Source organism: Chitinophaga varians (assembly GCF_012641275.1).
Taxonomy (GTDB): domain Bacteria; phylum Bacteroidota; class Bacteroidia; order Chitinophagales; family Chitinophagaceae; genus Chitinophaga; species Chitinophaga varians_A.
This window is the reverse complement of record NZ_JABAIA010000001.1, coordinates 342,296-357,608: the sequence shown is the minus strand read 5'-3', so window position 1 is coordinate 357,608 and position 15,313 is coordinate 342,296. Positions and strand designations below refer to the sequence as shown.

At 49.4% G+C, this 15,313-nt stretch carries 14 protein-coding genes; 7 read left to right on the top strand and 7 right to left on the bottom strand.

Annotated features, from left to right (window positions below):
* The first annotated feature begins 91 nt into the window (after positions 1 to 91).
* The 4 genes from HGH92_RS01410 to HGH92_RS01395 are packed head-to-tail and all read left to right on the top strand — an operon-like array spanning position 92 to position 4,113.
* Positions 92 to 1,195 carry a hypothetical protein gene (locus tag HGH92_RS01410; RefSeq protein WP_211092509.1) on the top strand — a complete coding sequence of 368 codons (1,104 nt, stop codon included), beginning with the start codon at positions 92 to 94 and terminating at the stop codon, positions 1,193 to 1,195.
* A 14-nt stretch (positions 1,196 to 1,209) separates the two neighbouring features.
* Complete coding sequence (locus HGH92_RS01405; RefSeq protein ID WP_247654802.1) at positions 1,210 to 2,415, top strand: glycine betaine/L-proline ABC transporter ATP-binding protein; 1,206 nt, start codon at positions 1,210 to 1,212, stop codon at positions 2,413 to 2,415.
* Positions 2,416 to 2,426: 11 nt separating this feature from the next.
* Positions 2,427 to 3,260, top strand: coding sequence for an ABC transporter permease (locus tag HGH92_RS01400; RefSeq protein WP_168868982.1), 834 nt, complete (start codon positions 2,427 to 2,429; stop codon positions 3,258 to 3,260).
* A 7-nt stretch (positions 3,261 to 3,267) separates the two neighbouring features.
* Positions 3,268 to 4,113 (top strand): glycine betaine ABC transporter substrate-binding protein, encoded by an 846-nt coding sequence (locus tag HGH92_RS01395; RefSeq protein ID WP_168868981.1) that lies wholly within the window; start codon positions 3,268 to 3,270, stop codon positions 4,111 to 4,113.
* 373 nt (positions 4,114 to 4,486) lie between these two features.
* Here the strand turns inward: HGH92_RS01395 and HGH92_RS01390 are convergent, their stop codons facing one another.
* On the bottom strand, positions 4,487 to 6,841 hold the full coding sequence (locus HGH92_RS01390) for a PDZ domain-containing protein (protein ID WP_168868980.1): 2,355 nt from the start codon (positions 6,839 to 6,841) through the stop codon (positions 4,487 to 4,489).
* Between the two features lie 207 nt (positions 6,842 to 7,048).
* Between HGH92_RS01390 and clpB the strand changes: the two genes are divergently transcribed.
* Positions 7,049 to 9,649, top strand: coding sequence for an ATP-dependent chaperone ClpB (gene clpB / locus HGH92_RS01385; RefSeq protein ID WP_168868979.1), 2,601 nt, complete (start codon positions 7,049 to 7,051; stop codon positions 9,647 to 9,649).
* Positions 9,650 to 9,765: 116 nt separating this feature from the next.
* On the top strand, positions 9,766 to 10,245 hold the full coding sequence (locus tag HGH92_RS01380; RefSeq protein ID WP_168868978.1) for a nucleoside deaminase: 480 nt from the start codon (positions 9,766 to 9,768) through the stop codon (positions 10,243 to 10,245).
* 72 nt (positions 10,246 to 10,317) lie between these two features.
* On the opposite strand, the gene HGH92_RS01375 is transcribed toward HGH92_RS01380, so the two are convergent.
* The 4 genes from HGH92_RS01375 to HGH92_RS01360 form a co-directional block, all read right to left on the bottom strand.
* Positions 10,318 to 10,671 carry an anti-sigma factor family protein gene (locus HGH92_RS01375; RefSeq protein ID WP_168868977.1) on the bottom strand — a complete coding sequence of 118 codons (354 nt, stop codon included), beginning with the start codon at positions 10,669 to 10,671 and terminating at the stop codon, positions 10,318 to 10,320.
* A 17-nt stretch (positions 10,672 to 10,688) separates the two neighbouring features.
* Positions 10,689 to 11,270 (bottom strand): RNA polymerase sigma factor, encoded by a 582-nt coding sequence (locus tag HGH92_RS01370; protein WP_168868976.1) that lies wholly within the window; start codon positions 11,268 to 11,270, stop codon positions 10,689 to 10,691.
* Positions 11,271 to 11,403: 133 nt separating this feature from the next.
* Positions 11,404 to 12,531 (bottom strand): tetratricopeptide repeat protein, encoded by a 1,128-nt coding sequence (locus HGH92_RS01365; protein ID WP_168868975.1) that lies wholly within the window; start codon positions 12,529 to 12,531, stop codon positions 11,404 to 11,406.
* A complete protein-coding gene (locus HGH92_RS01360; protein WP_168868974.1) occupies positions 12,524 to 13,093 on the bottom strand; it encodes an RNA polymerase sigma factor in 570 nt (189 codons plus the stop codon). Before HGH92_RS01360 ends, HGH92_RS01365 begins: the two co-directional genes overlap by 8 nt.
* 91 nt (positions 13,094 to 13,184) lie before the next feature.
* On the opposite strand from HGH92_RS01360, the gene HGH92_RS01355 reads away from it, so the two are divergent.
* Positions 13,185 to 13,961, top strand: a complete 777-nt coding sequence (locus HGH92_RS01355) for a C40 family peptidase (RefSeq protein ID WP_168868973.1) — start codon at positions 13,185 to 13,187, stop codon at positions 13,959 to 13,961.
* 85 nt (positions 13,962 to 14,046) lie between these two features.
* Here the strand turns inward: HGH92_RS01355 and HGH92_RS01350 are convergent, their stop codons facing one another.
* Both HGH92_RS01350 and HGH92_RS01345 read right to left on the bottom strand, forming a co-directional pair.
* Positions 14,047 to 14,586: an inorganic diphosphatase gene (locus HGH92_RS01350; RefSeq protein ID WP_211092508.1), complete on the bottom strand. Its 540-nt coding sequence runs from the start codon at positions 14,584 to 14,586 to the stop codon at positions 14,047 to 14,049.
* A gap of 234 nt (positions 14,587 to 14,820) precedes the next feature.
* On the bottom strand, positions 14,821 to 15,300 hold the full coding sequence (locus tag HGH92_RS01345; RefSeq protein WP_168868972.1) for a DUF4878 domain-containing protein: 480 nt from the start codon (positions 15,298 to 15,300) through the stop codon (positions 14,821 to 14,823).
* Between the last annotated feature and the right edge of the window lie 13 nt (positions 15,301 to 15,313).

Below are 15,313 nucleotides of genomic sequence, written 5' to 3'. Positions count from 1 at the left end.
TCGCCCGGGAATAGATCAGCTTAAACATATTAAATAATTAATGACTATGATAAAATCATTGCATTGGTTGTTGCTATGCTTATTGCTTCTCTTGCCTAGTTTGGTTATTGTTGCACAGGATAGTACGGAAACCAGAAAAACAGATAAACCCACGTTTCACATCGGAGGCGCATTGCGCTTCAACTATAACCTCTCGTCCTGGAAAAAGGAACAGATGAAAAGAGGAGGTGATTTCGGCTTCGACATGTTCCGCGTAAATGCGGACGCGTCCTGGAAAAAATTATCGCTGCACGCTGAATACCGCTTTTACTCAAAAGATTTTGGTGGCAGCTTCCTCAAGGAAGGATATGTGCGCTATCACTTCAACGATAGTACGCACCTCGACATAGGCCTTACACAGGTACCCTTCGGTAACGTTACCTACAACTCACACAGCTGGTTTTTTAACCTGCCTTATTATGTTGGGAAAGAAGATGACTATGATATGGGGATCAAGTTTGAACGCCGCGCCAACCGCTGGCTGTATCAGCTGGCATTCTTCAAGAACGCGGAAGAACTCAGCTTCGGCGATAAGTCGGCCATTGACCCCGGCCGCTACTCTTACGATGTGGCTGGCCGCAATAAAGAAGTCAATCAGGGAAATGCCCGCGTGGAATATTTCCTGAATAAAAATAACAGTATAGGCGCTTCCGTAATGCTGGGCGGGTTGTATAACATCCCCTCCGGAAACATGGGAAGCCACTGGGCCGCAGCGGTACACAGCAACCTGAACAAAGACCGCTGGAACCTCAAACTGCAATCCATGTACTACCGCTATAATGTGGCCGATTCTGCCCAACTGGCGGACCATGTGGAAATGGCGGCCTATGGCTCGTCTTATCAGGTAGCCGCGGAAGCATTTATGCACACGGCATCCCTGTCTTATACACAGCCGGTCCACTGGGGACCTGTCAGTGCATTAACGTTTTATAACGATTACTCCTATATGCAGAAACAGGGCAAAGGACTTTACAATTCCCAGATGAACGTGCTGGGATGTATGATCACGGCAGGCCACATATTTACTTATGTGGATTGGGCCGCCGGTAAAAACCATCCCTGGCTGGGACCTGTATGGAACGAAGCCCTGGCTGCCGGTACGCCCGATGCCCGCTGGCACAGCCGCCTGAACCTGAACATCGGGTACTATTTCTAAACGCTAAAATCACGATGATGCCTAAACTAAAAATAGAAAATCTTACGCTGATCTTCGGCCGCGAACAACAAGAGGCGCTGCAGATGCTTCAGCAGGGCCAGTCAAAAGCGGACATACTGGAACGTACCGGTGCTACCGTCGGCGTGAAAAACGCTTCCTTTGAAATTGAAAAAGGAGAGTTTTTTGTAATCATGGGCCTCTCCGGCAGTGGTAAATCCAGCCTCCTGCGCTGCCTGAACCGGCTCATAGAACCCAGTGCGGGCAAAGTGTTGCTCAATAACGTGGATATCACGGCCCTCGCCGATGCCGACCTGCAAAAGGTACGCCGCAAGGAAATAGCCATGGTGTTCCAGAAATTCGGTTTGCTGCCGCATCGCTCTGTACTGGAGAACGTGGCTTTCGGCCTCGAGCTGCAAGGCATGCCGGCGGAAGAGAGACTGGAGAAGGCGCGTAATGTTATCGAACTGGTAGGCCTCAAAGGCTATGAAAATATGATGCCCGCTGAACTCTCGGGGGGTATGCAGCAACGCGTAGGCCTGGCACGCGCACTGGCCAACGAGCCGGAAGTGCTGCTCATGGACGAAGCCTTCTCTGCCCTGGACCCGCTTATCCGCACCCAGATGCAGGATGAACTGCTGGACCTCCAGGAGAAAATGCATAAAACCATTGTGTTCATCACCCACGACCTCGATGAGGCCATACGCCTCGGCGATCGCATCGCGATCATGAAAGACGGAGAAGTGATACAGATCGGTACCCCTGAAGAAATCCTCACGGCACCGGCCAACGAATATGTGAGCTCCTTCGTGGAGAAGGTTGACCGCAAAGCGATCATCACCGCCTCTTCTCTCATGGACACCAAACCCACGACGGCCGTTTTCCGGAAAGACGGCCCCGAAGGCAGTCTCCGTAAAATGAGGGCCACCGGCCTTAAAATATTGCCAGCCGTTACGGTAGATAAACATTTCCTCGGTTTTGTATACCTCCACGAAGTGCTGGAAGTAAAACAACGGGGCGATAAAACGATCGAAGCGGTCATCCATCGCGATGTGCCGGTAGCACACCCGGATACCACCGTGGAACAGATGCTGCCCTTCATCGCGGAAACAGATAAACCGGTGGCTGTGGTAAACCCCGCCAATAACAAGCTGCTGGGGCTGATATCCCAGACATCCCTGATAATTGAAACCACGGGTAGCCAGACTAACCCGCAAGCATAAACGAATTTTGTATGATTAGAATCGGAAAATATATAGAACAATTTATTAATTGGCTCACGCACAATTTCAGCCCCTTCTTTAAGATGGTGAAAGCCTGCGTGGAAACCATGGTAGACGGGGTGGTGGGATTGTTCACCTTCCTTCCCTTCTATGTGGTGATCGCACTGGTGGCCATCCTCGCCTGGCGACGGGCCGGATGGGGCATAGGCGTGGTTACGGCATTGGGCCTGTCCCTGATCTACGCGATGGGCTACTGGGCGCCTACCATGGAAACACTCTCCCTGATATTGGTATCGGCATTTATTGCGCTGATCATCGGTATTCCGCTGGGCATATGGGCGGCAAGAAGCAGGACCGCCGGTCGCGTGATGCGCCCGTTGCTCGATTTCATGCAAACCATGCCTGCCTTCGTGTACCTGATCCCTGCGGTGCTTTTCTTTGGGCTGGGGAAAGTGCCCGGTGTGTTTGCGACCATTATCTTTGCTATGCCGCCTGCGGTAAGACTGACCACGCTGGGCATCAGCCAGGTGCCGGAAGATATTGTGGAAGCTACCCGTTCTTTTGGCGCTACGCCGCGGCAATTGCTCTTTAAAGTGGAACTGCCGTTGGCACTGCCGACTATCCTCGCTGGCGTCAACCAGACGATTATGATGTCTCTCTCTATGGTAGTGGTATCAGCAATGATCGCAGCGGGCGGACTCGGGGAAATTGTCCTGAAAGGGATTACCCAGCTCAAAATAGGACTGGGCTTCGAAGGCGGTATCGCTGTAGTGATACTGGCCATTATACTGGACCGTATCACACAATCGTTCGGTAAAAAGAAATTAAAGAAAAACGCTAAATAAAGATAGTATGAAAAAAATTCTTCTCCTCGCACTGGCGGCAGTAACGTTGACATTCGCTGCCTGTCAGCAGGGCGATAAAAAAGGCACCAGGAAAATTACCATCGGTTATGTCAACTGGGCGGAAGGGGTGGCCATGACCCACCTGGCCAAAGTGCTCCTGGAGCAGCAAGGCTATACTGTCGCGCTCAAAAATGCCGACGTAGCGCCCATCTTCGCAGCTGTCGCCGGTGGCGATGCCGACGTGTTCATGGACACCTGGATGCCTGTTACCCATAAAACATATATGGAAACATTCGGTGATAAAGTCACCGTGCTTAATACCAACTTCGACAGCGCCAGGATTGGCCTGGTAGTGCCTGACTATGTCAGCGCCCGTACCATCGAAGATCTGGCGAAACAGAAACCTGCTTTCGGCGGTAAAGTGGTAGGCATCGATGCCGGCGCCGGTATCATGACCAAAGCGGAAGACGCTATCCGCGCCTACGATCTGGACTATGAGCTGCAATCCTCCAGCGAAGCGGCTATGATGGCCACCCTGAAGAAAAGTATCGATGAAAAAATGCCAATAGTGGTAACAGGCTGGGCGCCGCATCACATGTTCGCCCGTTTCAAACTTCGTTTCCTTGAAGATCCTAAAATGATATTCGGCGACATGGAGAAAATCATGACCATCGCCAACAGCGAATTCACCGTGAAAGACACCGTAGCGGTTAACTTCTTCCGTAAGTTCAAACTCAATTCGGAACAATTAAGCTCCCTCATGAACGTCATGGCTGATGCCGACGGAAAAGAAGACGCCGCTGTAAAACAATGGATCAGCGAACACGAAGCGCTGGTAAAAGAATGGATGTAACATTTTTTGATGTTCGGTTTTTTGTTCGGATTTCGGAAGAAAGTACAGATGATATTAAGTGTTGATAGAAGGATGATTGAAAAAAGGGCAGACACCTCAAAGTGTCTGCCCTTAACTTTTGTTACAATCCCGGCTCCAAACGTCTATCAACCTCCACACAAACACCTGTCAATCTCCGCACCAAACACCTATCAACCTCCGCACCAAACACCTGTCAACCTCCGCACCAACACCTGTCAACCTCCGCACCAAACACCTATCAACCTCCGCACCAAACACCTGTCAACCTCCGCACCAAACACCTATCAACCCTACTGCATGTAATATCCCCACTGCCGCAAGAGACAACCAAATCTAATTGTAGCCCAGGGCTTCAGCCCTGGGGACCAATAATTTGCAGACGCTGATTCCGGAAAATAGTCAGTTTTTCCCGTCTGTCACCCTGACGGCTATACGTATTCAGAAAGTCTTTTACTTTTTCCACCGCTGTATCTCCAACTTTTAAAATCACGTCACCGGCCTGCAACTGGTAAGGAAAGTTGTCCGGCACGCTGATGACGTACACGCCATTGTCGTCCGGTAACCCTGCTGCGGAGCGTTCTCCCAATGTTTCGATGTTTTTGATGCGTGCGCCCAGCCAGGTGGTTTCAGATGTGGTAAGCAGGCGTTGTTGTGCCAGTACGGGCAACGGCGCTTTTTTCGCCAGCTGGCGCAGTGCGGGGGATACTACGCCGAAACTGTCCATGGAGAAGCTGTTGAACAATATGCGCAGGGCAGGGGAGGCGGCTTTCACCCGGTAGTCTCCTGCAATCGGGTTGACGAATCCCGCATCGCCGCTAACGGAATGTTTGTCTGTTTCCGTGGGAAGGGCTGTATTTGCCGGGAACAGGTTGTTGTCAATTTCATCGCCCCAGTAATGGATGCCAATAGGTTTGTAAGGGCCGGTGACAATATTGTGCCGGAAGATATCATGGCTGTTTTTAAACCATACATGCGGATGGAAAGAGTTATTGAGAATAACATTGTTTTCTACAGTCCTGTAGAAACCTTCGCGCAGTTTAAGCCCTCCATTCAGGCACACGTTATTGTAGATGTAGTAATTGGAGGAACCATCGTCCAGATCGATGTCCCAGCCGTGATCGCAGCGGAAGCGGTTGTGATGCAGTTGGGTGGTGTAGATGGCGTCCAGCAGGATAAGCTCCGGGTGTGCTGCTGTAAGGCTGTCCATGGTACGGCGGTCCGGATGCCAGTAACGGTCGCGGCCCCAGGAGTTGAATGCGCCATGGTCGCCTGTTTCCAGGACTGTGTTAAATACATCGTTATACGCAATGTCATGCCCGCCAAAGGTGCCTTCACTCACGTTAATGCCTGCACGGGGTACGTCATAGATGGTGTTATGCAGTACGCTGATGTTCGTCGCCATGGACAGCTGCACGCCGGCAGTTTGTTTTTCGATGGTGCCGGTGCGGTAAATCAGGTTGTTGTAGGCTGTACAGGAGTCCGGGTAGTGGTTGGTTTTAGGGCCGCGTACGGTATCGATGGCAGCCAGTGGCTGTGACTCATTGTATTCAAACAACGGTGAACGAACGGCGTCCGGATTGCCGACAAAGCAGATGCCGCTGCCGCCGGCATCATGGATGTGGCATCCGCTGATGAGGGCGTGGCGGTTATAGTTGCTTACAAAAACAGCGTTGCCGCCGTTATGGTCAAATTCACAGTCCCGGATGGTGCAGTGTTCGGTGCCGTCCAGCAGGACGGTGCCGCCGCGGTAAATGGTCCAGTCACTGCGCAGCAGCGGTTCCCGTGTATCCATAAACGTTGGGGCGGTATGTGCAAAGCGCAGGTTGGCGATGGTCACATTCCGTACCGGATTGTCTGCGCTGCCTTTGAGGGCTATCACCTGTAGCAGCCGTGATACTACTACGCTGGCTTTTGACAGGCGGGTACCGGGTGCCGGCTTATAGTACAGTGTTTTATCAGGTTGATCATAGAACCATTCGCGGGTGGTGTCCAGCTCTTCGAAAATGTTCTCAACAAAACGATGGCCGGCGTGCATGCCCATCTGCCGGTTGTTCTGATAACCGCCTTCGAGTTGCAGGGTGTTGTCGGGATTTACGCCGATGATGCGGTAATGGTAACCGCCCCATTCTCCCTTGTGCAAAGCGTGCACATATCCGCCCTGCGGATGTTTCCATGTTTTTATCCTTTCAGGGCTGAGCGCATCGGCGGCGCTGCCGTTGTAGTGCTTTGCGCTGCTGTCGTAGTTGGGGTAGCGGGCGCGTACCTGTTGTTCATCATTGATGTACAACTGATCAAAGTTATAAGGCAGGTCAAGCCTGGCTTTATAGATACCTTTCTTCCAGCGCCGCCATTTTACTTTAATGGGTTGGCCGCCGCTGAGGGTGATGCTGTCACCCGTGTTGGCAGGCATAAATACAATGCTGCCGTTGCCGTTGGCCAGTTCCGGTGTGATGACCAGCGTGGTGTCCAGGTACCAGGTGCCGGGCTGCGTAAAGATGATAGCCAGTGTTTTACCGGGATAGGCTGCCCGTTTCTCCCGCAGCATATGCTGTAGCCGGATGGTATTGCCATCAGGCGGCAATGGGTCCCCGGTGCGGATGTCTGCCGGTATATATACGGTGTCGTTAGACACACGTTCCTGGGCCTTGGAAGCCAGCGGTCCCGCCAGGGACATCAGCAGGAGAAGATAGAGGTTGATAGATTTCATCGCTCACATATTAGAGAAACGCTAATATACGGCGCTGATTTAAAGTCTTTCATGCTATTTTAACAGTTAATAACCTTATCTTCTGCTAAAAATGCAGGAAACTTATACGTAATATGTCATAATTTCCGAAAAACAACATTGGTTCAGGCTTTGTTAATACTACAACACGTTTGTAAATCACTAAAAAAAGGAGCAAAACATTACTATATGAACCTGAATAACTTCACTATAAAATCGCAGGAAATACTGCAACAGGCGCAGCAACTGGCATTTAATAACCAAAACCAGGCTATCGAAACGGGGCACATCTTAAAGGCCTTGTTGGAAGACAATGACAGCCCGGTAGAATACCTGCTGAAAAAGAATGCTGTAAATACCAGCCTGCTCAATACCAAACTCAATGAGCAGTTGCAGAAATATCCCAAAATGGTGGGCGGCGAAGCCGGACAGGTATTGAGTCGCGACGCCAACAACGCTTTACTGCGTGCAGGCGCTACTATTAAGGAATTTAAAGATGAGTTTGTAAGCGTGGAGCATTTGCTGCTGGCCCTCCTCGGCGGTAGCGATGATACTTCCAAACTGCTGAAAGATGCCGGTCTCACAGAGAAAGGCCTTAAAGCAGCCATCAAAGAATTACGTAAGGGCGAAACCGTTAATTCCCAAAGCGGCGGTACCCAGTTCAATACATTACAGAAATACGCTAAAAACCTGAACGAGCTGGCCCGCGAAGGCAAGCTGGACCCGGTGATAGGCCGCGATGAGGAAATCCGCAGGACCCTGCACATCCTCTCCCGCAGATCTAAAAACAATCCGATACTGGTAGGTGAACCAGGTGTAGGTAAAACCGCTATCGTAGAAGGACTGGCACACCGTATCCTCAATGGCGACGTGCCGGAAAACCTGAAATCAAAAACCATCTACGGCCTCGATATGGGCGCGCTCATGGCCGGTGCCAAATACCGCGGTGAGTTCGAAGAAAGACTGAAAGCAGTGGTGAAAGAAGTGACAGACAGTGATGGCGACATCATCCTCTTTATTGATGAGATCCATACGCTGATCGGTGCCGGTGCCATGGAAGGCGCCATGGACGCTGCCAACATACTGAAACCCGCCCTGGCCCGTGGAGAGCTCCGTGCTATCGGCGCTACCACGCTCAATGAATACCAGAAATACTTCGAAAAAGATAAAGCGCTCGAACGCCGCTTCCAGAAAGTGCTGGTGGACGAGCCCAGCGTGGAAGACGCCATCTCCATCCTCCGCGGCCTGAAAGAAAGGTACGAAAGCCATCACCATGTGCTGATCAAAGACGAAGCGATCATTGCCGCGGTAGAACTGTCGCACCGTTATATCACAGATCGTTTCCTGCCTGACAAAGCCATTGACCTGATTGATGAAAGCGCAGCCAAACTGCGGCTGGAAATGAACTCCATGCCGGAAGAACTGGATGAACTGGAAAGAAGGATACGTCAGCTGGAAATCGAAAAAGAAGCGATCAAAAGAGAAAATGACGAAGATAAACTCAGGGAACTGAGTGAAGAAATAGCCCGCCTCAGCGAAGAACGTAATACGTTCAAAGCCAAGTGGCAGGCAGAGAAAGAAGTGGTGGACAAGATCCAGGGTGCTAAGTCGGCCATCGAAAACCTGAAACTGGAAGCTGAACAGGCGGAACGTAACGGTGATTTCGGTCGCGTGGCGGAAATACGCTACGGTAAGGTGAAAGAACAGGAAAAACTGGTACAGGACCTGACGGAAGAACTGAGTACAATATCTGCGCATAACAAACGTCTTCTTAAAGAGGAAGTAGATGCGGAAGATATTGCGGAGAATGTGGCCAAAGCTACCGGCATCCCTGTGGCGAAGATGATGCAGAGTGAAAAAGACAAGCTGCTGCACCTTGAAGAAGAGTTGCACCGCCGTGTAGTGGGACAGGAAGAAGCCATCATCGCCGTGTCTGATGCTATCCGCCGCAGCCGCGCCGGTTTGCAGGACCCGCGCAGGCCTATCGGCTCTTTTATCTTCCTGGGTACAACCGGGGTGGGTAAAACCGAGCTGGCCAAGGCATTGGCAGAATACCTGTTCGATGACGATCAGATGATGACCCGCATCGACATGAGCGAATACCAGGAGAAACATTCCGTAAGCCGCCTGGTGGGCGCGCCTCCGGGATATGTAGGATACGATGAAGGCGGTCAGCTGACAGAAGCCGTACGCCGTAAGCCCTACTCTGTAGTGCTGCTCGATGAAATCGAAAAAGCACACCCCGACACTTTTAACATTTTGTTGCAGGTACTTGATGATGGCCGTCTGACCGATAACAAAGGCCGCGTGGTGAATTTCAAAAACACCATCATCATCATGACCAGCAATATGGGCAGCCATATTATCCAGGAAAATTTTGAAAACATTAACGATTCCAACAGAGAGGAAGTAGTAGACAAGACGAAAGAAGAAGTGATGGCACTGCTGCGTACAACCATCAGACCGGAGTTCCTCAACAGGGTGGATGAAGTGATCATGTTCCAGCCACTGCTGCGTGATGAAATTAAAGGAATAATTAACATTCAGTTACAGCAACTGAAGGACATGGTGGCAAAAAGTGGCATGATATTGGAATTTTCTGACTATGCGCTGGAGTATCTTTCTGTACAGGGTTATGATCCGCAGTTTGGTGCAAGGCCGCTGAAAAGATTAATACAGAAGGAAATCATCAACCTGCTTAGCAAAAAAATACTGGCAGGTGACATTGATAAATCCAAGCCCGTGCTGATCGATGTGTTCGACGGCGTGGTAGTCATCAGAAACAAATAATACAAGCAATTCTAAATACGACGATACATAGTTAACGATAAACCCCGCGATTCTTCGCGGGGTTTTTTTATGCCTTCTTTTCGGTAAATTTGAATGAACCAATATTTGTAGCGTTTATGATCGGAGAAAGAGAAAGAAAATTCATGCAATATGCAGTGGCTTTGTCCCGCAGGGGAATGGAGCAGGGGGATGGTGGCCCTTTCGGGTCTATAGTGGTAAGAGGGGAGGAGATCGTGGGAGAAGGATGGAACCAGGTGCTGTGTGAAAATGATCCTACCGCCCATGCGGAAGTAATGGCTATCCGTGATGCTTGTAAAAGGCTGGGCACTTTCCAGCTGACAGACTGCGAAATATACACCTCCTGTGAGCCTTGCCCCATGTGCCTCGGGGCTATCTATTGGGCACGGCCGTCAAAAGTGTATTATGCTAATACCAAGGAAGATGCTGCTGCCATCAATTTCGATGACTCTTTTATTTATCGCGAGATCACAAAGCCGCATGAAGAAAAGAAAATCCCGCTGATAGCTTTGCGGGATGAAAATGCGTTGGAAGTGTTCCGGCAATGGGCGGCTATGAATAACAAAACCCTGTATTAGCCGGGAGAGACGACCGGAAGATTTGAAGAAGTTTAACCCTGACAGTTCTCCACTTTTCAAATCCTCCGGAACTTAATGTTTTACTGCAAAATGATATGCCCAGAATATCGCCAGTACCAGGAAAATGATACAAAGGATGATAACGGCAAGGGATATATAATTTTCCGTTTTCCTGCGGGTGCGGTATTTCTTCCGTAATTTTTTCAGGAGGTCCCATTTCATTTCGCTGATCCAGCCGGGGATTTTTTCCTTGTCTTTGATGTTAGACAGGCCTTCCAGAGCTTCACTGCAAAATTCACAATCAGTCAGGTGCATTTCCACTTCATGCCGTTCTTCCGCAGACAGCTTGCCCTGCACGTAGTCCAGTAGCTGCTGTTGTGTGGGACAGCCCGTAGTAACAAATATATCATTGAAATGCTCGTTCATATCGTATTTGATGCAAATTAACGCTTGTTTGCGCGTTGTTGTTTTTCCAGTATTAATTTGAGATTACGTTTACCATTCTGGATATAGCTTTTTACCTGTAACAGGCTGTAACCGGTCTGTGAGGCTATTTCCTGATAGGACTTCTTTTGCAGGTAGAAGAGCTCTACGCAGATTTTCTGTTCCGGGCTCAGAAAAGCCAGGGCTTGTTCCATGTTGTTAAGCATCAGGTCTTTTTCCTGATGCGACCGTTGGTCTTCCGGATCAGCGGCCAGTTCCCCGGCATGTTTATCGGTAATCTCTTCCCGGTATTTCAGGTGATGCTGCCGTAGCTGCATGAGGCAGTAGTTTTTTGCTACCTGGTATATCCAGGCGCGAAAAAACTGTATCTCATGTTTATTGACGTCAGATAATACCTTTAGAAAGATCTGTTGCACGGCGTCGCGTGCATCTTCTTCGTTTTTCAGGTATTTCATGCACATACCCAGTAATAACAGGGCATAGCGGTCAAAAAGCACACCTATCCATTCACTGTTTTGATCAGTTTTGAACCGTTGCAGTAACTCCTGGTCTGTCAGTTGTTGTATCGCTGGATTATTCACAGGCTAAAAAGAATGCTGCCTGTAAGATGCAGACAGCGCTAAATTCCACAAAAATACGAATTACAAATATGTATTCACTTGCAGACTTGGCTACAAGATAAACTCCAATTCGTAATTCGTAATTTATAATTGTTTACATGCTGTCCAATGCCTGTTGCGCGTTGTTTTTGAGAGAGCCGTCCATCCGTATTACTTCACGGAAAAACCGGCGTGCTTTATTCATTTGTCCTTTGCTGCGGTAGCAGATAGCCAGTTGATAGGTGGCCATCTCTGCGTATTTGCCGGAGCTGTTGGAGGCAATCCGTTTATACCTGTCAATAGCTTCGCCGAGGTTGCCTTGTTGTTGGTACACCATGGCTGCTTTATAGAGGTATTCGTCGCTGTTGATGGGCTCAGCGGCGGGAGGGGCTTCTTTTTTAGGCTGCGGTGCCGGTTCTTTGACTTCCTGTTTGGGCGCAGGTTGGGGTTCCGGCTTTTTATCGCCGCTGTCATTTCCCTTTTCCTTTTCTTTTTTCAGGGAGTCCTGTTGCTTCTGAAGGGCCTGGGCCTTGCGGATGCTGTCGGCGGCATGCTTTTTCTGCTGTGCTTTCAGTGCAGCGGCTTTGGCTTTGGCGATCGAGTCTGCGGCGGTGGGGCGTGGCGGCGCCGGGGTAGCCGTTGCAGGCGGATTAGCCGTTGTGGCGGCAGGCTTGGTGGCCGGAGTGATGGTGGCAGGGGTGGCGGCTGTCTGCCGACCGGGCGCCGGCGCTGGCTGTTCAGATGTTACAATAGGCTGATTGGTCACTTCTCCGGAAGGGGGAGTGGCCGTGTTCGAGTCTTTTGCGGCAGGCTGGGCGGCCGCCAGCATACGGGGCGGCGGCGGTGGCTGGTTGCGCAGGTGGCCGCGTAATACGTACACGCTGGCTACGCCGATCACCAAAAAGGCGATCAGCCAGAAATATACCAGCAGGCTTTCCTTGGTCTTTTCCTTTTTGGTGTACTGTGCTACCTTATGGACATGAGATACCGGTTGTATACTGTCATGTATAAAACGCTGGAGTTTTCCGGTCAGGTCCTGGTATTGCTCGTTGCCGGTTTCCTGTTCCAGCGCCTGTAGCGCGCCAAAACACAGGTCGCAGTCGGCAAGATGCTGCTCTACGAGGTGTTTTTCAATATCTGTCAGCCTCCCTTCCATATAGCGGGGCAACTGATCTTTACTAAGACAACGGATGCCGGAAAATACCTTTAAAATTTTTTCATTGTTTGGTTTACTACTAAACATATCCCTGATTCATATATAGCTTGGCAAGTTTTCCCTTGGCTGCTTTCAGCTGGTTCCTCAGTTTTTCACGTGTGATTCCCATGGCAGCGGTCAGATCGGCAAAGCTTTTATTATCAATATAGAACTGCGTTATCAGATCACGGTCGTCGGCATTCATCCGCTGAAGGGCCTGTTCCAGCCTTACGGCCAGATCCTGGCGGTCAATTATATTGGTACCTGCTTTTTCGACTTTGTTCTCAATATGCAAAAGGTCCCTGCCATCCCGTGACGGGTAGAAAGGGATATTTTTGTCAGGATTAGTGAAATATCCTTTCTGTATATGCAATATCCATTCGTTGGCTTTGTAGATCGTCTGGGTTTTGAGACTGGCGCTGAGCCGTTGCAAAAGGGTGGGAAAAACGATGTTGGGGTCTGGCTTGGGGGCTTTATCCAGATAAGGCAGTGTAATGGCAACCAGTAAATGACTATACCTGTCCATTAGTACACCTTCTGCTTCCCGGTCTTGTTTCCGGGCACGGGATATAAGTTCCTTGTCTGCTAAATTGGTTAACTGTTGGTGCATAAACTTAATACTCTATATTTACGTATAAAAGCGGAAAAAGTTCATTCAGACGCGAGATTATTGAATTAAAAAACGGAATTATACAATTAATATGCCATACGCGATCGTTGTTGTGCCTGTAGCACCCCTCAGGGCCACCGCCGCACACAGAAGTGAAATGATTTCCCAGCTGCTTTGGGGCGAAGGTGTGGAGATCATCAACACTGCCCCCGACGGATGGGTGGAAGTGGTGAACCAGTATGACGGTTATACCGGCTGGGCTTCCCAGTCTCACCTCGAGGAAGTGTCCGACGAGATATACCAGGCCCCGGCTACCCACTATCTGCCGGAATGGAACAATGAAATCCTGCTCAACGGTCAATCTATGATCGTACCCTTTGGTTGTTTGTTGAAAGGGTATACCAACCTTTCCGCAAAATGGGGAAATACACAGGTGACTTTATTGGAAAAACCACACGCACTGCCTGCAGCTGGCACTCCTGTCAATACGAAACATCTGCTGGCAGATGCTATGAAATTTCTGAATACGGCTTATCTCTGGGGTGGCAGGAATGTCTTTGGGGTGGATTGCTCCGGTTTTGTACAAAATGTATTTAAACTGTCCGGGATACCTTTGCTCCGTGATGCGTCTCAACAGGCTACACAGGGCGCCACGGTTGATTTTCTGCAGGAAGCCAGGCTGGGGGACCTTGCCTTTTTTGATAATCCTGAAGGAAGGATCACGCACGTAGGACTGTTGCTCAATGATCATGAGATCATCCACTCTTCCGGTAAGGTACGCATAGATCCGATCGATAACCAGGGCATCATTAATGCGGATACCCACGTCAGAACGCACCAGCTGCGGATCATCAAAAGACTTTTCTAAAACTTCCGGATTGTTGATGTTGGAATTTCGGGAGATGTCAACAACACCTAAAATTCCAACATCAACAATCCGGAAATTGATTTATTTAGCTCTGTTTGAAGATTTTTCTGTAATCTTCAAAGCTCTGGTTAATGATCTGTTCAGCTTTCTTCTTGTTCTGGAACTCTTCCACGATCACTGATTTTTTCTCCAGTCTTTTGTACTCTTCAAAGAAGTGTCTCATTTCATCGATAAAATGAGGAGGCAGTTCAGATATATCATTGATGTGGTTTACGCTCATATCGTTAGCAGCTACGGCGATGATTTTGTCATCTGCCTCGCCGCCGTCTATCATCTGCATAACACCAATTACTTTGGCTTCAATGATGCACATCGGCACACACTCCACCTGTGACAGTACCAGGATGTCCAGCGGATCATGGTCATCGCAGTAAGACTGGGGAATGAAACCATAATTGGCAGGGTAGTATACAGAGGAATATAAAACGCGGTCCAGCTTCAGCAAGCCGCTTTCTTTGTCCAGTTCGTATTTGGCACGGCATCCCTTTGGAATCTCGATAATGGCATTTACAATGTGTGGTACCTCAGATCCGGGACTCACACTGTGCCAGGGATTTGTCATCATAATAGTCTACTTTTCTGCTTTTAAGGTTTATTGTTCAATATTGTATTAATGTTTGAAAAGTGAATACAGTATTCACTTCACTTTTCATGAAGATATGGTCAGTGGTTTCCCTCGTTGGCCTTTGGAAATCAATCACCCCTGCCCATTCATGCATCGGCAAAATTAAGGCAACTGATGGTTAATAGCTAAAAATTATCCCTTTCTTACGCAAAAAAGCGTGGAAAGCGGCAAAAATCATTTAACTGCAGGAACTCCCATGCCGCCGGCAGTGGTGTCCGGCGTTAGTACAGTAGTGGAGTCCAGGCCCTGGCTGGCCGGGGGAATATAGTTAGGTATGATACTTTCAAATGTCAGTGAAATTTTCCATTGACCGCTTTCCTTTACCAGTTGCAGGATTTCCTGCTGGTTGGCCGAGGAGTTCTGGATGGTCACGGAAGCTTTGTTGCCGTTTTCTTCCACGCCAACGACTTCTATTTTGGCCTTCCGGATTTTTTCCCTTTCCGCATCGCTGCGGCGGCCGTCAAAAATCGAGTAAATCTGTATTACCTGTTGAGACTCTTTGGTGGCATAATCTCTGGCCTGGTCGAAGTTCGAATCCTGTATAGCGTGCATAAACGCCAGCGCTACCTCTTGAGGGGTGGCCCGTTTCTTACAGCTGCTCAGCAGCATCAATCCCATCACTGCCAGTGTCAGAATTCGACGATAATTGGTCATGCGGTCGATAATT